We start from the raw sequence: 26,306 nt of genomic DNA, 5'->3' as shown, positions 1-26,306 counted from the left end.
CTGCGGGCAGACCGACGATTATAGGGAAGCCCCCGGCTCGCCTCAAACTCCAGACGTGGCAGGCGTCAGCCTGCCACGTCGAGCACCTCGATCAGTCGCGCGCGCAGGCGCTGCTGGCGCTCGGGGTCGGTCAGCGGTGCGCCCGCCTTGTCGGTAATGAAGAAGACGTCCTCGACGCGCTCGCCCAGGGTGGCGATCTTGGCCGCGGAGAGCGAGATGTCCTGCTCCATGAAGATGCGCCCGACCCGGGCCAATAGGCCGGGGCGGTCGGGAGCGGTCAGCTCCAGCAGGGTGCGTTCGTTGGCCGGGTCCTGTTCGATGAGCACCTCGGTCGGCACCCTGAAGTGGCGAAGCTGGCGCGGGGTGTGGCGGGTGACGATCTGCGGATAGTCGTCGGGGTCGTCGAGCTCCTCCACCAAGTGGGCGCGGATCTCCTCGATGCGGCCCGGGTCACGGATGGCGCGACCCTGGTCGTCGAGCACGATGAAGGTGTTGAGCGTCCAGTCGTTGCTCGAGGTGGCGATGCGGGCGTCGTGGATGGAAAGGCCCAGCTGTTCCATGGCGGCGGCGGTGGCGGCGAACAGGTCGTCCACCGAGCGGGTGTGGATGAACACCTTGGTACCACCGTCGGACATGTCGTCGGTGGGGGCGCTGATCAGGATCAGCGGTAGCGCCGATTCGTGATGGGCGAGGATGCCCATGGTCTGCCAGACGATCTCGCTGGGCGCGTACTGCAGGAAGTACTCCTCGCCGAGCAGTTCCCACAGGCGCTCGACCCGTTCCAGGTCGGCGCCCACCGTGATCAGCAGCGAGCGCGCCTCGCTGCGCGTTTCGCGCACCCACTCATCACGGTCCAGCGGATTGTCCAGGCCGCGGCGCAAGGCGCGCTTGGCTTCGGCGTGCAGCTGGCGCAGCAGCGACGCACGCCAGCCGTTCCACAGCGTCGGGTTGGTGGCGTTGATGTCGGCGACCGTGAGCAGGTAGAGGTAGTCCAGGCGGGTCTCGTCACCGACCTGAACGGCGAACTCGCGGATCACGTCGGGGTCGGTGATGTCGCGCTTCTGGGCCACCATCGACATTACCAGGTGGTTCTCCACCAGCCAGGTGACCAGCCGGGTGTCGCGGCTCGACAGGCCGTGGCGTTCGGCGAAGCGCTCCACGTCGCGGGCGCCGAGGATAGAGTGGTCGCCGCCGCGGCCCTTGCCGATGTCGTGGTAGAGCCCGGCGATCCACAGCAGCTCCAGCTTGGGCAGCTGATGCACCAGCGCTGCCGCCACCGGGAAGTCGCCACGTGCCTCGGGCTTGCGGAACTGGTGGATGAACTTGAGCAGGCGCAGGGTGTGGGCGTCCACGGTGTAGATGTGGAACAGGTCATGCTGCATCAGGCCCACCGCCTGGCCGAATTCCGGCAGGTACTTGCCCAGCACGCCATAGCGATTCATGCGCCTGAGCTGGCGCGCCACGTTGCCGCTGGAGCACAGCAGCGACATGAACAGGTGCTGATGCTGGGCATCGTCGCGGTAGAGGTCGTCGATCAGGTGGCGGTGGTCACGGATCAGGCGGATGGTATCGGCACGCACGCCCTCGATCTCGGGGTGTTCCGCCATCAGCAGGAAAAGCTCGAGCAGCGCCGAGGGGTGTTCGCGGAATACCGAGCGCTGGCGTGCCTTGATGTAGCCGCCCTCGATCACGAAGCGCTCATTGAGGTCGGTGGTCTCCAGGCGTTCGCCGCCGCGCAGGATCGCCTCGTCGAAGTGCTGCAACAGCATGTCGTTGAGCCCGGCCAGCGCCGTGACGTGCCGGTAGTAACGCTTCATGAACTGCTCGACGGCCAGGCGCTCGGGGGTATCGCGGAAGCCGAACAGTTCGGCGATGGTGCGCTGGTGGTCGAACAGCAGGCGGTCCTCGGCGCGGCCGGTGAGCATGTGCAGCGCATAGCGCACCTGCCACAGGAAGGCCTGGCCCTGGCTCAGGATGCGCAGCTCGGCATCGTTCATGAAGCCGTTTGCCACCAGGTCCTCGTAGCGCTGGCTGCCGAAGTGGCGCTTGGCTACCCAGCCGATCATCTGGATGTCGCGCAGACCACCGGGTGAACTCTTGATGTTGGGCTCGAGGTGATACTCGGAGTTGTTGAAGCGGTGATGACGAGCGATCTGCTCCTGCCACTTGGCCTCGAAGAAGCGGTCCGACGGCCACATCCGCTCGGGGGCGATGCGTGCCTTCATCGCCTCGCGCAGCGATTCGGGCCCGGCCAGGGTGCGCGACTCCATCAGGTTGGTGATGATGGTGATGTCGCCTTCGGCCTCGCGCTCGCAGTCGGAGAGCGAACGCACGCTGTGGCCGATCTCCAGGCCGATGTCCCACAGCAGGGTGATGAAGGCGGTCAAGCCCTCGCGGTAGGGCGTGTCGTCGTCACTCTCCAGCAGCAGCATCAGGTCGACGTCGGAGTGCGGGTGCAGCTCGCCGCGGCCGTAGCCGCCCACGGCGAGCAGAGCCACGCCGTCGTCGGGCCAGTCGTGCAGTGACCAGGCTACGCCCAGCAGCTGATCGAGGCTCCAGGCGCGGCCGTGTACCAGGTCGCGGATGTCGGCGCCGGCGTGGAAGCGCTCATCGAGCCGGCTCTGGATGTCGCGCAGCGCCGCCTTGAAGGGGGCGATGGGCGAGCGGGTGCCGGCGAGTTCGCGCCGGAAGGTCTCGGCGTCGAACAGCGACTCGTCGGGTACGAAGCGATAGTGATGCAGGAGCATGATGGCTCGACTCAGTGGTCGAGGAAGGAGAAGTCTTCCTCGTGGCGTGCCGTGAGTACCTCGACACCGGTCTCGGTGACCAGCAGCGTGTGCTCCCACTGCGCGGACAGGCTCTTGTCCCGGGTCACCGCGGTCCAGCCATCGCGCAATACCTTGGTCTGGTGCCCGCCGACGTTGATCATCGGTTCGATGGTGAAGCACATGCCGGCGGCCAGGATGGCATCGGCCTCGGGGGCGTAGCCGTCATAGTGCAGCACCTGAGGGTCCTCGTGGAAGGTGGCGCCGATGCCATGGCCGCAGAAATCGCGTACCACCGAGTAGCCGTTGGCCTCGGCGTGCTGCTGTATCGCCCGGGCCAGCTCCGACAGGCGCACGCCCGGGCGGACCAGGGCAATGCTCTTGTAAAGGCACTCCTGGGTCACCCGGCACAGCCGCTCGCCCTGGATGCTTTCGCCGACGATGAACATGACGCTGGAGTCGCCGTGGTAGCCGTCGGCGGTCTTCACGGTGACGTCGATGTTCATGATGTCGCCCTTCTTCAACTTCTTCTCGGGGTCGGGAATGCCGTGGCAGACCACGTGGTTGATCGAGGTGCAGATCGACTTGGGAAAGCCGTGGTAGTTGAGCGGCGCCGGCGTGGAGCCAAGCTCGTTCACGATGTAGTCGTGGCATAGGCGATCCAGCTCACCGGTGGTCACGCCGGCCGTGACGTACGGTGCTATCATTTCCAGCACGCTGGCGGCCTGGCGGCCGGCCTCGCGCATCTTCTCGATCTCGTCGGGCGTCTTGATGGGTATGTTCATGGAATCTCGATTCAGAGGGGTTGCAGCGCCGGCAACGTGGCCAAGGACGGCGGGCGACTTCATCTCGTTGGCGAACTATGGTATAAAGCCGCGCGCTTTCCTGCAATCGTCACCGCCACGGCCTTGGCCCGATCGGTTGACGAAGTGGCAGAGCGCTGGCGGCGAGCTGCGACACGTCACGGCTCGCGCCGTTAACTCAACAGCCTTGAAAACACACACGTACCGGCACATGGTCCCGGGTGCTGCCGCGGTTCTTCCCGGCGGTCGGATCCATGGGGTGCGTGGAGGCCTAACCCGATTTTCAGGAGTCATCCATGGCACACGTCAACATGCGCGACCTGCTCAAGGCGGGCGCACACTTCGGTCACCAGACCCGTTACTGGAACCCGAAGATGGGCAAGTTCATCTTCGGCGCTCGTAACAAGATCCACATTATCAACCTCGAGCACACCCTGCCGGCCCTCAATGAGGTGATCGACGTGGTCGAGAAGATGGCCGCTTCCAACAACAAGATCCTGTTCGTCGGCACCAAGCGCAGCGCGAGCAAGATCATCAAGGAAGAGGCCAACCGGGTTGGCCAGCCGTTCGTCAACCACCGCTGGCTCGGTGGCATGCTGACCAACTACAAGACCATTCGTCAGTCGATCAAGCGCCTGCGCGACCTCGAGACCATGCGCGAGGACGGCACCTTCGAGAAGCTGACCAAGAAGGAAGTCCTGATGGCAACCCGCGAGCAGGACAAGCTCGAGCGTTCCATCGGCGGTATCAAGGACATGGGCGGCCTGCCCGACGCCCTGTTCGTGATCGACGTGGATCACGAGCGTATCGCCATCAACGAGGCGAACAAGCTCGGTATCCCGGTCATCGGCGTGGTGGATACCAACTCCGACCCGGATGGCGTCGACTACGTGATTCCCGGCAACGATGACTCCATCCGTGCCATCCAGATCTACGTCAAGGCGATTGCCGACGCCTGCGCACGTGCGAAGGAAGGCCGTCCCGACGAGTTCGTCGAGGTCACCGAGGGTGAAGGCGGCGACGCGGCAGCTGCCGCTGCCGAGTAACGGCGAGTCACCCGGGCCGGCGCTGCCGGTCCGGGTGGGCGGCCAACCAAGGCGGCCGCCCGCTACCGCTCCGCTATGGCGGGGTGGGATTTCACCGGGCCCAAGGGTCCGGCGCCCTTATTCCCAGGTCGAACCTAACCGGGTTCCACTTATCAAGAGGTGAATACCATGGCAGCGATCAGCGCTTCCCAGGTCAAGGAACTGCGCGAGCGTACCGGGCTCGGCATGATGGAGTGCAAGAAGGCACTCACCGAAGCCGATGGTGACATCGAGGTCGCCATCGAGAACCTGCGCAAGAGTTCGGGTCTCAAGGCCGCCAAGAAGGCCGGCCGTACCGCCGCCGAAGGGGCCGTGGTGACTCGCGTTGCCCAGGATGGCAGCTATGGCGTTGTGGTCGAGATCAATTCCGAGACCGACTTCGTCGCTCGTGACGACAACTTCAAGGCCTTTGCCGACAAGATCGCCGACGCCTTCTTCGCCGCCAAGAGCGAAGACGTCGCCGCCGTGATGGCAGGCGAGCTCGAGAGCGCCCGCGAGCAGCTGGTACAGAAGATCGGCGAGAACATTGGCGTGCGGCGCTGCGCCGTGGTCGAGGCGCCGGAAGGTGCGCTGGTGGGCGAATACGTCCACGGCGGCCGTATCGGCGTGCTCACCGTGCTCAAGGGCGGCAACGCCGAGGTGGCCAAGGACGTCGCCATGCACGTGGCGGCGATCAATCCGGCCGTGGCGCTTCCCGAGGACATGCCCCAGGAGCAGCTCGACAAGGAAAAGGCGATCATCCTGGCCCAGCCCGACATGGCCGGCAAGCCCGAGCAGATCGCCGAGAAGATGGTCGAAGGCCGCCTGAAGAAGTACCTGGCCGAGAACAGCCTGACCGAGCAGCCCTTCGTCAAGGATCCGAACCAGTCCGTCGCCGAGTTCGTCAAGGCTGCGGGTGGCGAGGTGATCGGCTTCACCCGCTTCGAGGTGGGCGAGGGCATCGAGAAGGAAGAGGTCGACTTCGCCAAGGAAGTCATGGAACAGGCTGGCCGTCGCTAAGGTCAGAGGTTCCAGCTCGATGATGGCGTGCGCGCGAGCGCACGCCTTCTCGTATCCGGCCGCTGTGTCGGCTGTAGTAGAGTTGCTTCATCCCCTTGCGCCCAGGAGAGTTGCCATGGCCATTCCCGATCAGGTCGATAATCCCGCCCAGCCCCGCTCCGACAAGTCCCGCAGTGAAAAATCCAAGTACAAGCGCATCCTGCTCAAGCTCTCCGGCGAGGCCCTGATGGGCGAGCATGACTTCGGCATCGACCCCAAGGTGCTCGATCGCATGGCGCTGGAGATCGGGCAACTGGTCGGCATCGGTGTGCAGGTGGGTATCGTGGTCGGTGGCGGCAACCTGTTCCGTGGCGCCGCTCTCAACGAGGCCGGCATGGATCGGGTCACCGGCGACCACATGGGCATGCTGGCGACGGTGATGAATGCCCTGGCCATGCGCGATGCCCTGGAGCGCTCCAATATCCGCTCGCGGGTCATGTCGGCGATTCCCATGAGCGGTGTGGTCGAGCATTACGACCGACGTACGGCGATTCGCTACCTGACCTCGGGAGACGTGGTATTGTTCTCCGCCGGCACCGGCAACCCCTTCTTCACCACCGACTCGGCAGCCTGCCTGCGCGGCATCGAGATCGACGCCGACGTGGTGGTCAAGGCCACCAAGGTGGACGGCGTCTATGACAAGGACCCGGTGAAGCACGCCGATGCGGTCAAGTACGATCATCTGAGCTACGATAATGCGCTCGATCAGAAGCTCGGCATCATGGATTTGACCGCTATCTGCCTGGTGCGGGACCATGACATGCCGGTTCGCGTCTTCAACATGAACAAGCCGGGCGCCCTGCTGAACCTGGTGGTGGGTGGCAAGGAAGGCACGCTGATAGACAGAGGTTGATACCGTGATCAATGACATCCAGAAAGATGCTGAAAGTCGCATGAAGAAGACCCTCGACGCCCTTCATGCCAACTTCAACAAGATCCGTACCGGGCGTGCTCATTCCAGCATTCTCGATTCGGTCACCGTGGACTACTACGGTAGCCAGGTGCCGCTCAACCAGGTCGCCTCGGTCAACGTCGAAGACGCCCGCACCCTCTCCGTGGTGCCGTGGGAGCAGAACCTGGTGCCCAAGATCGAGAAGGCCATCATGACCTCCGATCTGGGTCTCAATCCCGCGAGTGCCGGCAACGTGATCCGCGTGCCGATGCCGATGCTCACCGAGGAGACCCGCAAGGGCTACATCAAGCAGGCCCGCGCCGAGGCCGAGAATGCCCGCGTGGCGGTGCGCAACGTGCGTCGCGATGCCAACAACGATCTCAAGTCCCTGCTCAAGGAGAAGGAGATCTCCGAGGACGAGCAGCACCGCGGCGAGGACGTGATCCAGAAGCTGACCGACAAGTACATCGCCGAAATCGACAAGCAGCTCGAAGCGAAGGAACATGACCTGATGCAGGTCTGAGCAGCGCCGGACAGTGGCCTGTCGTGCCACTGTCCGTCCTCCCACCCTCATTGCGAGACACCATGACGTCAGCGCAGACCTCCGCATCGCAGATGCCACCGAAGCCGCCCGGCGACGACCTGCCGCGACACGTGGCGATCATCATGGATGGCAATAATCGCTGGGCACGTGCGCGTGGGCTTTCGGGTATTCGTGGCCATCGTGCCGGCGTCGAGGCCGTGCGTGCGGTGATCCGGCGGGCCGCCGAACGCGGTATCGAGACTCTTACCCTATTTGCCTTCTCCAGCGAGAACTGGCGCCGGCCCGAAGCCGAAGTCAGTGCCTTGATGGAACTCTTCCTCATCGCGCTCAAGCGCGAGGTGAAAAAGCTGCACGACAACGGTATCCGGCTCTCGGTGATCGGCGACCGCAGCGCCTTTTCCTCCTCGATCCAGAAATACATCGACAAGGCCGAGGCACTGACCCGTGACAACCGGCGCATGCATCTCGTGGTTGCCGCCAACTACGGTGGCCGCTGGGACATTGCGACGGCGGCACGCCGCCTGGCCGAGCGCGCCGTGGCCGGCGAGCTCGATCCCGCCATGATCGACGAGCATCGGCTGCAGAGTGAGCTGTGCCTGGCCGTCGAGGCGCCGGTGGACCTTTGTATCCGCACCAGCGGCGAGCAGCGTATCTCGAACTTCCTGCTATGGCAGATGGCGTACGCCGAGCTCTATTTCACGCCGCTGCTGTGGCCGGATTTCGATGGTGCCGCCTTCGACCTGGCAGTGGACGATTTCCGCCGGCGTCAGCGCCGCTTCGGCATGACCGACGAACAGATCGAGGCCGAAGGTGCTTAGACAGCGGATCATTACCGCGGCGTGGCTGGCGCCGCTGATGTTGGCCGGCCTGTTTGGCCTTTCGGGTGGGCTTTTTGCCGCCTTCACCGGGGCCATCGTGCTGTTGGCCGCCTGGGAATGGACCAACCTCGCCGGTGTGATCGAAACGAACCGGCGCGTGGCGCTGGTGGCCGGCCTGGCCGTGCTGATGGCGTTGCTATGGTGGTTCGGTGCGGTGCTGACGGTCTGGCCGCTGTGGCTGGCGGTGGCCGGCTGGGCCGTCAATCTCTACTGGGTCACTCGCTACCCGGCGCAGCGCGAGCAGTGGCAATCCACTTCCACGCGCTTGGCCATGGGGTTGTGGGTGCTGCTGCCGACCTGGGTCGGTTTCAACGTACTGCGCGACACCGGCGGCATCTGGCTGCTCTACGTGCTGCTGCTGGTATGGGGCGCCGATATCGGGGCCTATTTCTGCGGGCGTGCCTGGGGCCGGCGCAAGCTGGCACCGGCGGTGAGCCCCGGCAAGTCGTGGGAAGGCGTCGCCGGTGGCGTGGTCGTGACGCTGCTGCTGGCACTGCTGTTCGCCGTGTGGCAACGGCTGGGCGTGGCGGGAGGCCTGGGACTCGTGGTCGTTACCGCGGCGGTAGCCCTGGTTTCGGTACTCGGCGACCTGTTCGAGAGCATGCTCAAGCGTTTTCGCGGCATCAAGGACTCCAGCAACCTACTGCCCGGGCACGGCGGCGTGCTCGACCGCATCGACAGCTTGACCGCCGCCGTGCCGCTTTTTGCCCTGCTCTCCCTTGGAGTTCTGTGAAGTGGGTGGCTGTGACATGAGCGAGCCTCTCCGGCAGCAGAGCGTCACGGTGCTGGGGGCGACCGGTTCCATCGGCACCAGCACGCTCGATGTGATCGCGCGCCACCCTGAGCGCTATCGAGTGCATGCGTTGACCGCCCACCGCTCGCGTGAGGCGCTGCTGATCCAGTGTCGGCAGCATCGTCCCGCCGTGGCGGTGCTCGACGAGGAGCATGATGCCGCCTGGCTGCGCGAACGCCTGTCCCAGGCGGGCCTGGCCACCGAGGTGCGCACCGGAGAGGAGGCACTGATCGAGGTGGCCGGCGCCGCCGAGGTCGATGTGGTGATGGCTGCCATCGTCGGGGCAGCGGGGTTGCTGCCGACGCTTGCCGCGGTGCGCGCCGCCAAGCGCGTGCTGCTGGCCAACAAGGAGGCATTGGTGATGTCCGGCGCGCTGTTCATGGATGCCGTCGTTCACCATGGCGCCACGCTGCTGCCGATCGATTCCGAACATAATGCCATCTACCAGTGTCTACCTCCCGAGCACCGCGGCGGTCTGTCCCGTCATGGCGTGACCCAACTGCTGTTGACCGCTTCCGGCGGCCCCTTTCGTGGCTGGACGCGTGAGCGCCTGGCCACGGTGACGCCCGAGCAGGCCTGCGCCCATCCCAACTGGTCGATGGGGCGCAAGATCTCGGTGGACAGCGCCACGCTGATGAACAAGGGGCTGGAGCTGATCGAGGCGTGCTGGCTGTTCGATGCCCGGCCCGAGCAGGTGCAGGTGGTAGTGCATCCGCAGAGTGTGATCCACTCCATGGCCGCCTACAGCGACGGTTCGGTACTGGCGCAGTTGGGCAACCCGGACATGCGCACGCCGATCGCCTATGGGCTGGCCTGGCCGGAGCGCATCGAGGCCGGCGTCGAGGCGCTCGACCTGTTCCAGATCGCCCGGCTCGACTTCGAGGCGCCCGACGAGACTGCCTTTCCCTGCCTGCGGTTGGCGCGTGAGGCGATGCGGGCAGGCGGCACGGCACCAGCGGTGCTCAACGGGGCCAACGAGGTCGCCGTCGATGCTTTTCTGTCGGGACGATTGAGTTTCCCGGGGATCGGCGAGCTGGTGGCCGAAATCCTGGAGGCGCTGCCGGCCGAAGCGGGCGGCGACCTGGAAACCATCCTCGGCGCCGATGCCCGGGCGCGCCAGGCAGCTCGCGAGTGGCTGGAAAGGCGCTGAGCCGGCTCGCGCCGGTAGAACGTAGTTTTTCAAGGAGGCTTCTTTGGGCCTGATCCAGAACGTGCTGGCCGTCATCGTGGTGCTGGGCCTGTTGATCACCTTCCACGAATACGGCCACTACTGGGTGGCGCGCCGCTGCGGTGTTCGGGTGCTGCGCTTCTCGGTGGGCTTCGGCAAGCCGATCTGGTCCCGTGTCGACCGTCACGGGACCGAGTTCGTCGTGGCCGCCATTCCACTCGGCGGCTACGTCAAGATGCTCGACGAGCGCGAGGCCCCGGTGCCCGGCGACCAGCTCCACGAAGCGTTCAACCGCAAGACGGTGTGGCAGCGTATCGCCATCGTCGCGGCGGGACCGCTGGCCAATTTCCTGCTCGCCATCGTCGCCTACTGGGCGCTGTTCGTCGCCGGTACCACGACGGTGGCGCCGGTGGTGGGCGACGTCACCCCTGATTCCCCCGCTGCGCGTGGTGGCCTGCAGCACGGGCAGGAGATCGTCGCAGTGCAGGGCAACGGCGTTCGCTCCTGGGACGAGATCAACCTACGCCTTATCGCCGATATCGGCTTCAGCGGCGAGCTGACGATACAGGCGCGCGACGATGCTTCCGCCAACCCCAGGGAGTATCGCCTGCCGGTTCAGGACTACCTGGTGCGCCAGGACCCGCCCCGGCCACTGCCCACGCTCGGTATCACGCCTTGGCAGCCGCGCTTTCCCGCCGTGCTGGGCCAGGTGATCGACGGCGAGCCCGCCGCCGAGGCGGGGCTGCGTGCCGGCGATGAGATATTGGCGGTTAACGGCGGCCCGGTCGAGGAGTGGATGGATTTCGTCAGCGCGGTTCGGGCCAGCCCCGGCGAAACGCTGGAGCTGGAGGTGGCTCGCGGCGACGAGCGTCTGGCGCTGACGCTCACGCCGGGCTCACGTGAACTCGAGACCGGCGCTGCCATTGGCTATGTCGGTGCCGGCGTCGAGCCGGTGGAGTGGCCTGAGGAGTTTCGGCGCGAGATCCGCTACGGCCCCGTGGCAGCGGTGGGACAGGCATTGAGCCGCACCGGTGAAATGACCGTGCTGACGCTGGACGCCATCCGCAAGATGCTGGTGGGGCTGATTTCTCCGACCAATCTGTCGGGCCCCATCACCATTGCCCAGATGGCGGGAGATACGGCGCGCACGGGGCTGGAGAGCTTCGTCAGTTTTCTGGCCTATCTCTCGATCAGCCTGGCGGTGCTCAATCTCTTGCCGATTCCGGTACTTGATGGCGGCCACCTGCTTTATTATTTCGTCGAGGTAGTGCGCGGCCGGCCGGTGTCGGAGCGGGCCCAGGCGTTCGGGCTGCGGATCGGTCTGGCGCTGGTCGGCATGCTGATGCTGATGGCCCTGTATTTCGATCTGATGCGTCTCTGGTAGCAAGCGCCCCTATCGGGGCACAGGGAGGCAGAGCTTCGCTCTGCCTTGTCAGTCACCCGCACATATGTATATGGTGCCTGTCTGGACAGGCAGGCGGATCAACGCGAGCGAAGCGACTGCATGAATATCAAGACCCTCGGACTGGCGGCACTGCTGCTGGCCGGTTCCAGTACGGTGCTGGCCGAATCTTTTGAAGTTTCCGACATTCGCGTGGAAGGGCTGCAGCGGGTTTCCGCCGCCTCCGTCTTCAACGCCTTTCCCATCAGCGCACGAGACCAGGTGGATGACCGCGAGCTTGCCGAGGCAGCCCGCAGCTTGTTCGCCACCGGCCTGTTCGAGGACATTCAGCTTGCCCGCGACGGCAATGTGCTGGTGATCCAGGTCGTCGAACGACCGACCATTTCCCGGCTCAACATCAGCGGCAACCGTCGGCTTTCCGAAGAAGATCTGCGCCGCGGGCTGCGCGAAGGCGGGCTGGCGGAAGGCCAGGTGCTGCAGATCTCGACGCTCGAGGACATCCAGCGTGAACTCGAAGGCGTCTACCAGGCCCAGGGGCGCTACAGCGCCCGCATCGAAACCAGCGTTCGCGAGATCGACGAGGGCCGGGTCCAGGTCGACATCGACATCAACGAAGGCGCCGTGGCCAAGATCCGCCAGATCAATATCGTCGGCAATCGCCAGTTCGACGACGATGAGCTGCGCGAGGTATTCGAGCTCAACGACCGCCCCGGGCGCTTCTTCGGCTGGTTCTCCAAGGACGAGTACTCCCGTGAGGCGCTGGCGGGGGATCTGGAGCGGCTGCGCTCCTTCTACCTCGACCGTGGCTACGTCAACTTCAACATCACTTCCACGCAGGTCTCGATCAGCCCGGACAAGTCGCAGATTTTCGTTACCGTCAACGTCGACGAGGGCGGCCAGTACCGCCTGGGCGACATCGGTTTCGTCGGCGACCTGCAGATCAGCGAGCGCGAGGCGCGCAACCTGCTGCAGGTGGAGAGTGGCGACATCTTCTCGCGCAGCGACGTCACGGCGTCCACCGAGGCACTGCGCTCGCGACTGGGTGCCGAGGGCTTCGCCTTTGCCCGGGTCGAGGGCGTGCCGCAGCCGCGGGCCGACGGTTCCACCGTCGATCTCACCTTCACCGTCGACCCGGGTCGCCGCGCCTACGTGCGGCGCATCAACTTCATCGGCAACACCACTACGCAGGATGAGGTGCTGCGCCGCGAGATGATCCAGATGGAGGGGGCGCCGGCCTCGACCGAGTCGATCAGCCAGTCGCGCCGTCGTCTGGAGCGTCTGGGCTTCTTCCGCCAGGTCGAGGTGGAGACCCAGCCGGTGGCTGGCGAACCTGACAAGCTCGATGTCACCTACACGGTGGAAGAGCAACCCTCCGGCTCGGTCTCGGCCAGCATCGGCTTCTCCCAGAGTGCCGGGGTGATCTACGGCGCCGCGCTGGCCCAGAACAACTTCCTGGGGACTGGCAACCGCGTCAACATCGGCGCCCAGCGCAGTGATACCTTCACCAGCGTGAATTTCGGCTACACCGATCCTTACTGGACCCTGGACGGCATCTCGCGCGGCTACAACCTGTTCTATCGCGAGACCGACTACGAGGATTCGGATATCTCGACCTACTCCACCGACGCCTATGGCGCGGGGATCAACTTCGGCTATCCGGTCAGCGAGCTGTCGCGGCTCAATTTCGGCGCCAGTATCGAGGACCTGACGGTCAAGACCTATCGCGATACCGCCTCGGAGATCGTGCGCTACGTCGACGAGCAGGGCGACAACGCCCAGAGTCTCAAGCTCACCGCGAGCTGGACGCGCAACAACCTCAACCGTGGCATCATGCCCACCTCCGGTGATTATCAGCGCCTGTCGCTGGAGACTGCCGCTCCCGGCAGCGATGCCGACTACTTCAAGCTGCGCGCCCGTGCCCAGCAGCTCTTCGCCCTCAACGAGGAGGAGACCTGGGCGCTGAAGTTCGGTACCACCCTGGGCTATGCCGACAGCATTGGCAGCGACCCCTATCCGTTCTATGAGAACTTCTTCGCCGGTGGTCTGGGTTCGGTGCGTGGTTTTACCGGCAACACCCTTGGTCAGCGCACCACGCCGCGCGAATCCGGGCGTGACCGTACCCTGGGCGGTAACGTGCTGGTCGAAGGCAGCGCCGAGCTGCTCTTCCCGCTACCCTTCATCGAGGACCAGCGTTCGCTGCAGACCGGCTTCTTCGTCGACGCCGGCAACACCTTCCTGACCAGCTGCTATCCGGTCGTGGAAGGGGACGGCCCTTCACGCTGCTCGTCGGGTGTCGACCTGGGCGAGCTGCGCTACAGCATCGGCGTGGGACTCTCCTGGCTGACGCCGGTAGGCCCGCTGACCTTCAGTATCGCCGAGCCGCTCAATGACGAGAGCGGCGACGACACCCAGTTCTTCCAATTCTCGCTGGGTCAGACCTTCTGATCCGACCCCCAGGAGGGTATCCCACATGCGTAAGTTGACAGCCATTCTCTGCCTGGGCCTGTTCGTCGCCCTGGCCGCACCGGCCCACTCGGCCGAGGTTGCGGTGCTGGATTGGCGCCAGGCGCTGCTCGCCTCCGATGCCGCCCAGCGCTCCATGCAGGAGCTCGAGAGCCGCCTGGCCGGGCAGCAGCAGGAGGCGCAGTCGCTGGGCCAGGAACTGTCCCAGCTGCAGCAGCGGTTGCAGCAGGAGGGCGATAGCCTTCCCGATGCCCAACGCCAGTCCCTGATCCAGGAGTTCCAGCAGAAGGGCAGCCGCTTCGAACAGCTGCGCCAGCAGATCATGGAAGAGCAGATGCGTGCCGAGCAGGAGTTTCTGCAGCAGGCCGAGCCGAAGCTCGATCAGGCCGTGGAGCAGGTCATTTCACGGCATGGCGTCCAGGTACTGGTGGAACCCCAGGGTGTGCTGCATTCCGATCGGGATCTGCCCAACCTGACGGGTGAAGTGATCGAGATACTCAATTCTCTCAACTGATCCATTGTGGCGGTCCGGTACCGCCGCACGCTGTCGATACGGGTTTCCATGACGCACCCTGCTACTCCAGAATTCACCCTGGCCGAGCTTGCCGAACGGCTCGGCGCCCACCTGGTTGGCGATGGCAGCCATCGGGTCAGGGGCTTGGCCACGCTCAAGGAGGCTGGCCCCGGCCAGGTGGCCTTCGTGGCCAACCGCTCCTATTTGAAGGATCTTGCCAGCGCGCGGGCCGGGGCCGTGTTGTTGCATCCCGAGCATGCCAAGTCCTGCCCGGTGGCCCGCCTGGAGCTACAGAACCCTTATCTTGGCTATGCCCACCTGTCGCAGCTGTTCGACCCCATCCTGGCAACACCGCAGGGAAGCATTCACCCATCGGCCGTGGTGGCCGACGACGTGGCGCTTGGCGAGCGGGTCGAGATCGGTCCCAATGCCGTTATCGAAGCCGGCGTCGAGCTGGGTGACGAGGTGGTGGTCGGAGCCGGCTGCTTCATCGGGGCGGGCTCGCGTATCGGCGCCGGTTCGCGTCTGCACCCCAACGTCACCGTCTGCCATGGTGTGATCGTCGGGGCACGGGCCATTCTGCACAGTGGCTGTGTGATCGGCGGGGATGGCTTCGGCTTTGCCCACGATGGTAGCCGCTGGCACAAGATCGCCCAGCTCGGTGGCGTGGTGCTGGGCGACGACGTCGAAGTGGGAAGCTGCTCCAGCATCGATCGCGGCGCACTCGACGATACCGTGATCGGCAACGACGTAAAGATCGACAGCCAGGTGCAAATCGCGCACAACGTGCATATCGGCGAGCACACGGCGCTGGCCGGCTGCGTCGGCATCGCCGGCTCCACCCGGGTGGGCAGGAACTGTATGCTGGGTGGCGGCGTGGGGCTCTCCGGGCACCTGACGATCTGTGACGGGGTGCAGGTCACCGGCATGAGCCTGGTGACCAATTCGATCCACGAACCGGGCGTCTATTCCTCGGGCACCGGGGCCATGGCCAATGCCCAATGGCGCAAGAACGCGGTGCGTTTCAAGCAGCTCGATGACATGGCCAGGCGTCTGTCGCGTCTCGAGAAGCGCAGCCAAGAGGGTTGAGACGGGATCGGGCGGCGCTATAATTCCCGCCTGCCGATGCAGGCATTGTTTCGGGAAGCCGGGGCGACGCGCGATAACGCTCGCGATGGCTTCCCTACTTCATTTCAGAGGTCGCTACGATGGTAATGGACATCAACGAGATTCGTGAGTATCTGCCGCACCGATACCCTTTTCTGCTGATCGATCGGGTAATGGAACTGAACCTCGGTGAATCCATCGTTGCTTACAAGAATGTCAGCATCAACGAGCCGTTCTTCAACGGTCATTTCCCTCACCATCCGATCATGCCTGGTGTACTGGTGCTCGAGGCGCTGGCCCAGGCCTGTGGCATCCTCGGCTTCAAGACCGTCAACAAGCTGCCCGCCGATGGCTATGTCTATTACCTGGTGGGTAGCGACAACGTGCGTTTCAAACGGCCGGTAATGCCGGGGGATCGCCTGCGACTGGAAGCGAAGGTCGAACGTGAAAAGCGTGGCATCTGGAAATTCGCCTGTCGTGCTACGGTAGACGGTGAGCTGGCCTGCGAGGCTGATGTCATCTGTGCGGAGAGGAAGGTTTCTTGATACATACCACTGCCATCGTCGACCCCGGGGCACGTCTGGCCGAGGATGTGGAAGTCGGACCCTTCAGTGTGATCGGGCCCGATGTCGAGATCGGCCCTGGCAGCCGTATCGGCCCGCATGTGGTCATCAAGGGACCGACCGTACTGGGGGCGCGGACCCGTATCTTCCAGTTCGCCTCCGTAGGCGAAGACTGCCAGGACAAGAAGTATGCCGGTGAGCCGACGCGACTGGTGATGGGCGACGACAACGTCATCCGCGAGGGCGTGACGCTGCATCGCGGTACCGCCCAGGATCGTGGCGAGACCACCATCGGCTCGCGCAATCTGTTCATGGCCTACGTGCACGTGGGCCACGACTGTGTCATCGGCAACGATTGCGTGCTGGCCAACCAGGCGACCCTGGCCGGCCACGTCACCCTGGGCAACTTCGTCATCCTCGGCGGGCTGTCGGCCATTCATCAATTCTGCCACTTTGGCGATTACGCCATGGCCGGCGGCGGTTCGATCATCACCAAGGATACTCCGGCCTTCATCATGATCAACGGCAATCCGGCCCAGGCCCACGGGCTCAACCTGATCGGACTCAAGCGTCGCGGCTTCTCGGCCGAGGCGATCAAGGCTCTGGGCGAGAGCTACCGGCTGGTCTATCGCCAGGGACTGACCGTCGCCCAGGCGCTGGAGGAGATCCGCAGCCGCTACTCGCTGGCCGAAACCGAAGCCTTTGCCGCCTCTATCGAAGTCTCGACACGGGGCATCGTACGCTGACACGACCTGGTCACGGTTCCGATATGAGCAAGATTGCGCGTGTCTACATCGTTGCTGGCGAAATGTCCGGTGACCTGCTCGGAGCGAGCCTGATGCGCGCCTTGAAGGCGCGTCATCCGCAAGTGCAATTTCGCGGAATCGGTGGTCCGGGCATGATCGCCGAAGGGATCGACAGCCGCTTTCCACTCGAGACGCTTTCGGTCATGGGGCTGGTGGAAGTGCTCAAGCACCTGCCAGAACTCATCCGGGTGCGCCGCACCCTGCGAGCCGATGCGCTGGCCTGGCAGCCGGACGTCATGATCGGTATCGATGCGCCCGACTTCAATCTCGGCCTCGAGCGTCAGCTACGCGAGGCGGGCCTCACCACGGTGCATTACGTCAGCCCCACGGTGTGGGCATGGCGTCAGGGCAGGGTGAAGGGCATTGCCCGCTCGGTGGATGCCATGCTCACCTTCCTGCCCTTCGAAGCGGCCTTCTACGAGCGTCATCGCCTGCCGGTGGCCTTCGTCGGCCATCCGCTGGCCGACGAGCTGCCATTGTCCAACGATCGTGCCGGCGCCCGTGCCGAGCTCGGCTTGTTGTCAAGCGGTCCGGTGCTGGCCGTGCTGCCGGGCTCGCGGGCCAACGAGATTCGCTTTCTCGGTGAGACCTTTCTCGACGCCGCCGAGCGGCTGTGTCGCGACCGCCCGGCGCTGAAGGTGGTGATTCCGGCAGCGACCCCACTGCGGCGCGAAGCCCTCGAAGGGCTTCTCGAGCACCGGCCGCTGCTTGCCGAGCAAGCCGTGCTGCTCGACGGCCAGGCCCGTCAGGCGATGGTCGCCAGCGACGCCGTGCTGCTGGCATCGGGAACCGCCGCGCTGGAGGCGATGCTCTGCCACCGTTCGATGCTGGTCGGCTATCGCATGGCGCCACTGACCCATTGGCTGGCGAGCCGGCTGGTCAAGACGCAGTGGATCTCGCTGCCCAATCTGATCGCCCAGGAAACGCTGGTCCCCGAACTGATCCAGGATGCCGTCAGCGTCGAGGCGATCGTCGAGCGCATGGGGGCGATGCTCGACGATGCCGAGGGACGTACCGCCATCGAGGAGCGCTTCGCCGCCATGCATGCCGGGCTGCAGCGCAATGCCAGCGCGAGGGCGGTCGAAGCCATCGAGGCGCTGGTCGCAGGGCAGCCGCTGCCCGAGTCGGTGGCGAGCGAAGCGCTGGAACGAGTCACCATGGTGTCAGACAAGAGGAACGAGGCATGAACGAGTGCCAACTGCCACCGCTGACGATCGATTACCAGGGCCACCTGCTGGCCGGCGTCGACGAGGTGGGCCGTGGGCCGCTGATCGGGGCGGTGGTCGCGGCCGCGGTGATCCTTGACCCGCTGCGTCCCATCGAAGGCCTGACCGACTCGAAGAAGCTCACGCCGCTGCGTCGCACGACGCTCGACGCCGAGATTCGCGACAAGGCACTGGCGTTTGCCGTGGCCGAGGCGAGCCACGCCGAGGTCGACGAACTCAATATCTATCATGCCACGCATCTGGCCATGCGGCGGGCGATCGATGCGCTGCCGCTCGTGCCGGAGTACCTGCTGGTGGACGGCAATCGCCTGCCCGGGCATCATGTCCCCGGCCAGGCGATCGTCAAGGGCGATGCTCGCCATCCGGCCATTGCCGCGGCTTCGATACTGGCCAAGGTGGCCCGCGACGCCCAGATGGTGGTGCTCGATGGCCTGTTTCCCGAGTACGGTTTCGCCCGCCACAAGGGCTACGCCACGCCCGAGCACCTGGATGCGCTGGAGCGTCTCGGGCCGCTGCCGGAGCATCGTCGCTCCTTCGCTCCGTTGAAGGGGCAGCTCGAGCTGCTCTAGACCATTAGCCGCTCCCAGTATCGAGGGCGCCGGATCCGCCCGAGCGGAGCAGGACTCTAAGCCTGAGCCATACCGCAGGATCGATAGCCTGTTTTACGTATCGACCATTTACCGCCAAGCCCCGAGCCTCTTATGACCACGCCCTTCGTACACCTGCGCGTCCACACCGAATACTCCCTGGTCGACGGCCTGGTGCGGCTCAAGCCACTGCTCAAGGCGACTGCCGAGCAGGGCATGCCGGCGCTGGCGGTGACCGACGAATCCAACCTGTTCGGCCTGGTCAAGTTCTACCGTGGCGCCCAGGGCAGCGGACTCAAGCCGGTGATCGGCGCCGACCTGTGGCTCACCAACCCCCATGACGAGACGCACCCTTATCGCCTGACGCTGCTGGCGATGAACGGAGTCGGCTATCGCAACCTCACCGAACTGATCTCGCGCGGCTGGATGGAGGGGCAGCGCCAGGGACGGGCACTGCTCGACAAGCGCTGGGTGCTGGCCCAGAGCGAGGGACTGATCGCGCTTTCCGGCGGCCGCGAAGGCGAGATCGGCCGCCATTTGCTGGCCGATCATCGCGACGAGGCGCGCACGCTGCTCGACGAGTGGAAGGCCGCCTTCCCGGATCGCTTCTACCTGGAGCTGATCCGTACCGGGCGACCGCTGGAGGAGGAGTGCGTGCACCTTTCGGTGGCGCTCGCCATGGCCAGCGGCACGCCGGTGGTGGCCACCAACGACGTGCGCTTCCTCGAACGTGACGACTTCTGGGCTCACGAGACCCGCGTCTCCATCGGCGAGGGCAAGGCGCTGGACGACCCGCGCCGCGAACGCAAGTATACCGAGGAGCAGTACCTCAAGAGCCCGGCGGAGATGGCGGAGCTGTTCGCCGACATTCCCGAGGCGCTCGAGAACAGCGTGATGATCGCCGCGCGCTGCAACGTCGACGTGCGCCTGGGCGAGATCTTCCTGCCGGAGTTCGAGATCCCCGAGGGCATGACCCAGGATGAGTACTTCCGCAAGGTCTCCCACGACGGCCTCACCGAGCGCCTCGACTTCCTCTACCCGGCCGAGAAGTATCCGCGTGGCGGCGCCGAGTTCGCCGAGATCGACAAGCGCTATCGCGAGCGGCTGGACTTCGAGCTCGACATCATCATCCAGATGGGCTTCCCCGGCTACTTCCTGATCGTGATGGACTTCATCCAGTGGGCCAAGGACAACGACGTCCCGGTGGGGCCGGGGCGCGGTTCCGGCGCAGGCTCCCTGGTGGCCTATGCACAGAAGATCACCGACCTCGATCCGCTGGAATACGATCTGCTGTTCGAGCGCTTCCTCAACCCCGAGCGGGTCTCGATGCCCGACTTCGACGTCGACTTCTGCATGGAGAAGCGCGACCGGGTGATCGAGTACGTGGCCGACCGCTACGGCCGCAACGCCGTGTCGCAGATCGTCACCTTCGGCACCATGGCGGCCAAGGCGGTGGTGCGCGACGTGGCTCGTGCCCAGGGCAAGCCCTATTCGCTCGGCGACAAGCTCTCCAAGCTGATCCCCTTCGAGGTCGGCATGACGCTGTCCAAGGCCATCGAGGCGGAGCCTGCCCTCAAGGAGTTCATCGAGAATGACGAGGAGGCCGCCGAGATCTGGGAGATGGCGGTCAAGCTCGAGGGCATCACCCGCGGCACCGGCAAGCACGCTGGCGGCGTGGTGATTGCGCCGACCAAGCTCACCGACTTCTCGCCGCTGCTGTGCGACGAGGAGGGCAACGGCCTGGTCGTGCAGTTCGACAAGAACGACATCGAGGAGGCCGGGCTGGTCAAGTTCGACTTCCTCGGCCTGCGCACCCTGACCATCATCGACTGGGCGCTGGAGATGGTCGACAAGGTGCGCGCCGTCAAGGGCGAGGGTCCGCTCAATATCGACAGCATCCCGCTCGACGACGGGCCCACCTTCGAGATGCTCAAGCGCGCCGAGACCACGGCGGTGTTCCAGCTCGAATCGCGTGGCATGAAGGAGCTGATCAAGCGCCTGCTGCCCGACTCGCTGGAGGACATGATCGCCCTGGTGGCGCTGTTCCGCCCGGGGCCGTTGCAGTCGGGCATGGTCGACGACTTCATCAACCGTAAGCACGGCCGCGCCGAGATCTCCTACCCGCACCCGGACTACCAGCACGAGTGGCTCAAGCCGGTGCTGGAGCCCACCTACGGCATCATCCTCTACCAGGAGCAGGTGATGCAGATCGCCCAGGTGCTGGCGGGCTACAGCCTGGGCCAGGCCGACATGCTGCGCCGGGCGATGGGCAAGAAGAAGCCCGAGGAGATGGCCAAGCAGCGTGCCGGCTTCATGGAGGGCTGCGCGGCCAACGGTATCGACAAGGAACTGGCCGGCAACATCTTCGACCTGGTGGAGAAATTCGCCGGCTACGGCTTCAACAAGTCGCACTCGGCGGCCTACGGCCTGGTCTCCTACCAGACCGCCTGGCTCAAGGCACACTACCCCGGCCCCTTCATGGCCGCGGTGATGTCCACCGAAATGGACAACCTCGACAAGGTGGTGCCGCTGATCGAGGAGTCGCGGCGTATCGGCCTGACCGTGACCCCACCGGACGTCAACATCGGCGCCTACAAGTTCACCGTGGATACCGAAGGGCGCGTGGTCTACGGCCTGGGGGCCATCCGCGGCGTGGGCGAGGGGCCGATCGGCGCCATCGTCGAGGCGCGCGAGACCGACGGGCCGTTCGCCGATCTGTTCGACTTCTGCCGGCGGGTCGACCCCAAGCGCATGAACAAGCGCACCCTGGAAGCATTGATTCGCTCGGGGGCGCTGGACAACCTGGGGCCGAACCGGGCGGTGCTGGCCGCCGCGCTCGACGACGCCCTGCGTGCCGCGGCCCAGACCCAGACCAACCAGAACCTGGGCATGATGGACATGTTCGGCGAAGCCTTCGTCGACGACGCGGTCGAGAGCGATCCCTACGAGGCCTATCGCCGCGCCCGGGAGTGGACCGACAAGGAGCGCCTGGCAGGCGAGAAGGAGACCCTGGGGCTCTACCTCACCGGCCATCCCATCGACGAGTACGAGAAGGAGCTGGCGCGTTTCGTCTCCACGCGTATCAGCGACCTCAAGCCCTCGCGTGAGCCGCAGCGGGTGGCGGGCCTGGTGGTGGCCATGCGTACCATGAAGTCCAAGCGCGGCGACACCATGGCCTTCATCACTCTGGACGACCGCACCGGACGCATCGAGGCGTCGCTGTTCGGCGAGCTGTTCGATTCCCTGCGCGGCCAGATCGAGGCCGACCAGGTGCTGATCGTCGAGGGCGAGGTCTCCAGCGACGACTTCTCCGGCGGCCTGCGCCTGCGCGGCAAGGATGTCACGCCGATGGTGGCCGCCCGCGCCCGCTATGGCGAGGCGGTGGAACTCTCGCTGGACGGCACGCGGGTCAACGGTCGCCTGATCGACACCCTGCGCGACAGCCTCACGCCGCACCGCGACGACGGCGGCCTGCCGGTACGCCTGCGTTACCGCAACGACGCGGCCGCCGGCTGGCTGGAGCTGGACGCGCAGTGGCGCGTGGCCCCCAGCGACGAGCTGCTGATCGCGCTGCGCGAGGTGGAAGGGCAGGATGGCGTGCGCCTCAAATACCGCTAGGCCTAAGAAAAGTGCCTGCGCTCGGTTATACGGCGTTAAAAAACGGCTTAAAATGCTCATTTACTAAAGTAAACTCCGCTTTTGCGCCGTTTTTTGCCTTGTCTGACCATCGCTCGCCGACTTTTCGACAGGATCTGGGCTCACCACCTTGGCTGCGAGCGGCGCCGGGGACAGGTCGCGGCGGAGGTCCTTTTCCAGGGATGGAAAAGGTAGCGCCCAGGGATGGGTTCACAGCGCCTCCGCAGAGACCTGTCGCCGGAAAAGCCGCTGTTCCGTGCCTTGCGCCGTGCGTTGAGGGTGCGATAATGCCCGACACTCGATTTTATGGCTTCCGGGGCGAACAGCGTTCATCATGCTCCGGCGACAGCAAAGACAAGGCGGCCCAGCCACTATGAATCCCAACTACCTCGATTTCGAACAGCCCATCGCCGAACTCCAGGCCAAGATCGAAGAACTGCGCCTGGTCGGCAACGACAGCAAGCTCAACCTCAGCGACGAGATCGGTCGCCTCGAGGAGAAGAGCCGCAAGCTCACCGAGTCGATCTTCAAGGACTTGAGCCCGTGGCAGGTGTCGCAGCTCTCGCGCCACCCCCAGCGCCCCTATACGCTCGACTACCTCGAGCACATCTTCACCGACTTCGATGAGCTGCACGGCGACCGCCGCTTCGCCGACGATCCGGCCATCGTCGGCGGCATCGCCCGCCTCGACGACCGCCCGGTCATGGTCATCGGCCACCAGAAGGGCCGCGACGTGAAGGAGAAGGTGCGCCGCAACTTCGGCATGCCGCGTCCCGAGGGCTACCGCAAGGCGTGCCGCCTGATGGAAATGGCCGAGCGCTTCAAGATGCCGGTGCTCACCTTCATCGACACACCGGGCGCCTATCCCGGCATCGATGCCGAGGAGCGCGGCCAGAGCGAGGCCATCGCCTACAACCTGGCGGTGATGTCGCGGCTCAAGACGCCGATCCTCTCCACCGTGGTGGGTGAGGGCGGCTCGGGTGGGGCGCTGGCCATCGGCGTGTGCGACGAGCTGGCCATGCTGCAGTACTCCACCTATTCGGTCATCTCGCCCGAAGGCTGCGCCTCCATCCTGTGGAAGAGCGCCGAGAAAGCCGCCGACGCCGCCCAGGCCATGGGCATCACCGCCGAGCGGCTCAAGGAGCTGGGCTTCGTCGATACCCTGATCGAGGAACCGCTGGGCGGTGCCCACCGTCATCCGCAGACCACTGCCGAGCGGGTCAGGGACGCCCTTCTGTCGAGCCTCGATCGCCTCGAGGCGATGGATACCGAGGCGCTGCTGGAACGCCGCTATGAGCGTCTGATGAGCTATGGCGCCCCTGCCTGATGGGCCTTTCTGCGCTCGGTCAGGCATTGTTGGAGAAGACCTCTCAATGCTCATTTACTAAAGTAAACTGCGCTTTCTCGGTCTTCTCCGCCTAGCCTGATCTTCGCTCGAAGCGGCCCCGCGGGTTCAGGGGAGTTGGTCATGGCTGAGCAATTACAAGATTTGATCGAGCACGCCTTGGCTCAGACCCCGCCGGGGCGTGTCGTCTGGGTGGCGCTTTCCGGCGGGCTGGACTCCTCGCTGCTGCTCACGCTCGCCGCCGCGGCCTGTCGACGCCATCCGCGCTCGATCCATGCGCTACATGTCCATCACGGCCTGCAGGCCGCCGCCGACGACTTCGAGGCCCACTGCCGGCGGCTCGCCTCGCGGCTCGGCGTGCCGCTGTTCGTCGAACGTGTGACGGTCGACCAGGCCGCCGGGCTGGGGCTCGAAGGCGCGGCAAGACAGGCACGCTACGCCGCCTTCGCCCGCCGTGTGGCACCGGGCGAGACGCTATGGCTGGCTCAGCATCGCGACGACCAGGCCGAAACCTTCCTGCTCGCTGCCCTGCGGGGCAGCGGCGTGCGCGGCCTGGCGGGCATGCCGCCAGGCCGCGAATGGCGGGGAAGGCGCCTCGTCCGCCCGCTGCTCGCTTGCTCGCGGGCCGAACTCGAGGCCGAAGCCGAGCGGCTGGGTCTTAGCTGGGTCGACGACCCCTCCAACGCCGACGAGGCGCTAGACCGAAACTTCCTGCGGCGTTCGGTGATACCGCTGCTGACGCAGCGTTGGCCGCATGCGGCCGAGGCATTGGCGAGCAGCGCGCGCCACGCCGCCGAGGCCGACACGCTGATCGAAGCGCTCGCTGAAGGCGACCTGGCTGCCCTCGGCGGCGATCCCACCCATGTGCCGCTGGTGGGGCTCGTGGCGCTTGCGCCGGAACGCCAACGTTCTCTGGTCCGCCATGTCTGCCACCGGCTGGGGCTGGCGATGCCGCCATCGGCGCGTCTCGCGAGCCTGCTGGCACAACTCGAGGCGCGCCCCGACGCTCGGGTGCGGGTCGACTGGGAGGATGTCGAGGCACGGATATGGCGCGGCTGCCTCTATCTGCGGCCGAAGTTCGCGGTCATGGCGGCAGATTGGCGTGCCGAGTGGAATGGCATGGCACCGTTGCCATTGCCCTGGGGGGAGCTGCACGCTGCACTGGTTCCAACTGACGGCCGCCCGGTAGCGCTGACCCTGATGGCACGACAAGGGGGAGAGCGGCTGCGCCTGGCGGGGCGAGGAGGGCGGGATCTCAAGCGCCTGTTACAGGAGATGAGCGTGCCGCCCTGGGAGCGTGAGCGGCTGCTGGTGGCCTGGTACGACGGTGCGCCCGTTGCGGCGTTTCAGCCCGATTCGGTACGCTGGCTGGCGGTGGCCGAAGGGTGGCGAGCGTCGGTTGTCGGGGAGTGACTTAGTACCGGCGTGAGATGTCGCGGGCCAGCATGTCGTGCAGCACACCTTCGCGCAGCGCACCATCGGCATAGCGCATCGTGGTCAGCTCGAACGCCTCGAAAATCGCTCCGAGAATCGCCACACCGGCGGGAAAGATACGCGCACGATCGGGCTTGAGCCCCTCCAGGGCGACCCGATCGAGATGGCCGCAGTCGATCAACCGCTGACGCAGCTCCAGCAAGCCACTCCGGCTGATCTCGCCGGGTGTGCCGCCGCTGGTAGCAAGCACCGAGGCGGCCGCCTTGATGGTGCCGCTGGAGCCCAGCGCCTCGTCCCAGCCCAGCTCGCGGTAGCTCGCCTGGAGCGGTGCGAGCCGTGCCAATACGTCCGCTTCGGCCTGGCGCATGCGGGCCTCGCTCAGCTGGCCATCGGTGAAGTGACGCTGGGTATGGGTGACGCAACCGATGTCGAGGCTCTCCAGCATCAGGGGCTCTAGCTGCTCGCCGACGATGAATTCAGTGGAACCTCCGCCGATGTCGACGACCAGGCGGCGACCGCTCTCGGCCAGGGCGTGGGCCGCGCCCAGGTAGATCAGGCGGGCCTCCTCCTGCCCCGGTATCACCTCGACGCGACAGCCCAGCAGCGCCTCTGCGCGGGTAATGAAGGACCGCCGGTTGCGTGCCGTGCGCAGCGCGCTGGTACCCACCACGCGCAGACGGTCGGCGGCGACACCGTCCAGCAGCGGAGCGAAGCGGGAGAGACATGCCATGGCACGCTGCATCGAGGCTTCGTCCAGACAATTGGTGGCGTCGAGGCCGGCGGCTAGCTGCACCTTCTCACCCAGTCGGGCCACGACCGCCAGCCGGTCATCCTGATGGTGTGCGACCAACAAGTGAAAGCTGTTGGAACCTAGATCGATCGCAGCCAGGCGCTGTGCCTGGCACGTATCGGAGGCGTCGCTGACGAGCTGGGGCCGTTCCGTGGGTGAATTCATCGAAGCATCCTGATAGCGAATGGCTAAAGGGTGCGGCGACTCCACGAGCGTGTCAATCGTGCAAGGTTGATCTCCAGGGTTGCGTTCCACGCCGGCCTTGACTAACATCGGGTCGTTCGCCTGTTCCGAATGCTTTCCGACCGAGACACGACGTCCGCGTCGCGGTCAACATCAAGTCGTCAGTCAGCCCCTTTTTTGTCGCTCGTTGTCATGTGCCGGTAGCCATGGTGGCACTTGAAACGCACCAGGCGATGAGTCCAGGCGACAAGAAGCGCTGCTCCCTCGAACACGATACCGTGCCG

The 26,306-nt window shown here is 65.4% G+C and carries 21 protein-coding genes; 18 read left to right on the top strand and 3 right to left on the bottom strand.

Translation table 11 applies throughout. The features are described 5' to 3' along the window. Nucleotides 1-65: 65 nt before the first annotated feature. Nucleotides 66-2,747: a [protein-PII] uridylyltransferase gene (locus ACUY1T_RS07450; RefSeq protein WP_446021460.1), complete on the bottom strand. Its 2,682-nt coding sequence runs from the start codon at nt 2,745-2,747 to the stop codon at nt 66-68. An 11-nt stretch (nt 2,748-2,758) separates the two neighbouring features. Beyond that, the gene (map, locus tag ACUY1T_RS07445) at nt 2,759-3,550 is read right to left on the bottom strand and encodes a type I methionyl aminopeptidase (protein ID WP_446021458.1); all 792 of its coding nucleotides are present in this window, start codon (nt 3,548-3,550) and stop codon (nt 2,759-2,761) included. A gap of 314 nt (nt 3,551-3,864) precedes the next feature. On the opposite strand from map, the gene rpsB reads away from it, so the two are divergent. The 18 genes from rpsB (at nt 3,865) to tilS (ending at nt 25,028) form a co-directional block, all read left to right on the top strand. After that, entirely contained in the window at nt 3,865-4,614 is a 750-nt protein-coding gene (rpsB, locus tag ACUY1T_RS07440) for a 30S ribosomal protein S2 (protein ID WP_446021456.1), read from the top strand. A 168-nt stretch (nt 4,615-4,782) separates the two neighbouring features. Beyond that, entirely contained in the window at nt 4,783-5,652 is an 870-nt protein-coding gene (tsf, locus tag ACUY1T_RS07435; protein WP_446021454.1) for a translation elongation factor Ts, read from the top strand. 115 nt (nt 5,653-5,767) lie between these two features. Beyond that, complete coding sequence (pyrH, locus tag ACUY1T_RS07430; protein WP_446021452.1) at nt 5,768-6,544, top strand: UMP kinase; 777 nt, start codon at nt 5,768-5,770, stop codon at nt 6,542-6,544. A gap of 4 nt (nt 6,545-6,548) precedes the next feature. Further along, entirely contained in the window at nt 6,549-7,106 is a 558-nt protein-coding gene (gene frr / locus ACUY1T_RS07425) for a ribosome recycling factor (RefSeq protein WP_446021450.1), read from the top strand. Between the two features lie 62 nt (nt 7,107-7,168). Beyond that, nucleotides 7,169-7,945: a polyprenyl diphosphate synthase gene (gene uppS, locus ACUY1T_RS07420; RefSeq protein WP_446021448.1), complete on the top strand. Its 777-nt coding sequence runs from the start codon at nt 7,169-7,171 to the stop codon at nt 7,943-7,945. Next, nucleotides 7,938-8,738 carry a phosphatidate cytidylyltransferase gene (locus ACUY1T_RS07415; RefSeq protein WP_446021447.1) on the top strand — a complete coding sequence of 267 codons (801 nt, stop codon included), beginning with the start codon at nt 7,938-7,940 and terminating at the stop codon, nt 8,736-8,738. The genes uppS and ACUY1T_RS07415 overlap by 8 nt, the downstream gene beginning before the upstream one ends. A gap of 16 nt (nt 8,739-8,754) precedes the next feature. Then, on the top strand, nt 8,755-9,948 hold the full coding sequence (ispC, locus tag ACUY1T_RS07410) for a 1-deoxy-D-xylulose-5-phosphate reductoisomerase (protein ID WP_446021445.1): 1,194 nt from the start codon (nt 8,755-8,757) through the stop codon (nt 9,946-9,948). Between the two features lie 43 nt (nt 9,949-9,991). Next, a complete protein-coding gene (rseP, locus tag ACUY1T_RS07405; RefSeq protein WP_446021443.1) occupies nt 9,992-11,350 on the top strand; it encodes a sigma E protease regulator RseP in 1,359 nt (452 codons plus the stop codon). A gap of 120 nt (nt 11,351-11,470) precedes the next feature. Beyond that, a complete protein-coding gene (bamA, locus tag ACUY1T_RS07400; RefSeq protein ID WP_446021441.1) occupies nt 11,471-13,813 on the top strand; it encodes an outer membrane protein assembly factor BamA in 2,343 nt (780 codons plus the stop codon). Between the two features lie 25 nt (nt 13,814-13,838). Further along, nucleotides 13,839-14,345, top strand: coding sequence for an OmpH family outer membrane protein (locus tag ACUY1T_RS07395; RefSeq protein WP_446021440.1), 507 nt, complete (start codon nt 13,839-13,841; stop codon nt 14,343-14,345). A gap of 48 nt (nt 14,346-14,393) precedes the next feature. After that, nucleotides 14,394-15,434, top strand: a complete 1,041-nt coding sequence (gene lpxD / locus ACUY1T_RS07390) for a UDP-3-O-(3-hydroxymyristoyl)glucosamine N-acyltransferase (RefSeq protein ID WP_446021438.1) — start codon at nt 14,394-14,396, stop codon at nt 15,432-15,434. 119 nt (nt 15,435-15,553) lie between these two features. After that, nucleotides 15,554-15,997 carry a 3-hydroxyacyl-ACP dehydratase FabZ gene (gene fabZ / locus ACUY1T_RS07385; protein WP_446021437.1) on the top strand — a complete coding sequence of 148 codons (444 nt, stop codon included), beginning with the start codon at nt 15,554-15,556 and terminating at the stop codon, nt 15,995-15,997. Then, nucleotides 15,994-16,761 carry an acyl-ACP--UDP-N-acetylglucosamine O-acyltransferase gene (gene lpxA / locus ACUY1T_RS07380; RefSeq protein WP_446021435.1) on the top strand — a complete coding sequence of 256 codons (768 nt, stop codon included), beginning with the start codon at nt 15,994-15,996 and terminating at the stop codon, nt 16,759-16,761. Before fabZ ends, lpxA begins: the two co-directional genes overlap by 4 nt. 23 nt (nt 16,762-16,784) lie before the next feature. Beyond that, nucleotides 16,785-18,008: a lipid-A-disaccharide synthase gene (lpxB, locus tag ACUY1T_RS07375; protein ID WP_446021434.1), complete on the top strand. Its 1,224-nt coding sequence runs from the start codon at nt 16,785-16,787 to the stop codon at nt 18,006-18,008. Then, nucleotides 18,005-18,616 carry a ribonuclease HII gene (gene rnhB / locus ACUY1T_RS07370; protein WP_446021432.1) on the top strand — a complete coding sequence of 204 codons (612 nt, stop codon included), beginning with the start codon at nt 18,005-18,007 and terminating at the stop codon, nt 18,614-18,616. Before lpxB ends, rnhB begins: the two co-directional genes overlap by 4 nt. 132 nt (nt 18,617-18,748) lie before the next feature. Further along, nucleotides 18,749-22,252, top strand: coding sequence for a DNA polymerase III subunit alpha (gene dnaE / locus ACUY1T_RS07365; protein WP_446021430.1), 3,504 nt, complete (start codon nt 18,749-18,751; stop codon nt 22,250-22,252). Between the two features lie 391 nt (nt 22,253-22,643). Next, a complete protein-coding gene (gene accA / locus ACUY1T_RS07360) occupies nt 22,644-23,597 on the top strand; it encodes an acetyl-CoA carboxylase carboxyl transferase subunit alpha (protein ID WP_446021428.1) in 954 nt (317 codons plus the stop codon). 141 nt (nt 23,598-23,738) lie between these two features. After that, nucleotides 23,739-25,028 carry a tRNA lysidine(34) synthetase TilS gene (gene tilS / locus ACUY1T_RS07355; protein WP_446021426.1) on the top strand — a complete coding sequence of 430 codons (1,290 nt, stop codon included), beginning with the start codon at nt 23,739-23,741 and terminating at the stop codon, nt 25,026-25,028. A gap of 1 nt (nt 25,029) precedes the next feature. On the opposite strand, the gene ACUY1T_RS07350 is transcribed toward tilS, so the two are convergent. Continuing rightward, on the bottom strand, nt 25,030-26,004 hold the full coding sequence (locus ACUY1T_RS07350) for a Ppx/GppA phosphatase family protein (protein ID WP_446021424.1): 975 nt from the start codon (nt 26,002-26,004) through the stop codon (nt 25,030-25,032). Nucleotides 26,005-26,306 lie beyond the last annotated feature (302 nt).

The organism is Billgrantia sp. Q4P2, assembly GCF_052806135.1.
This window is presented reverse-complemented; position numbering and strand designations above follow the sequence as displayed.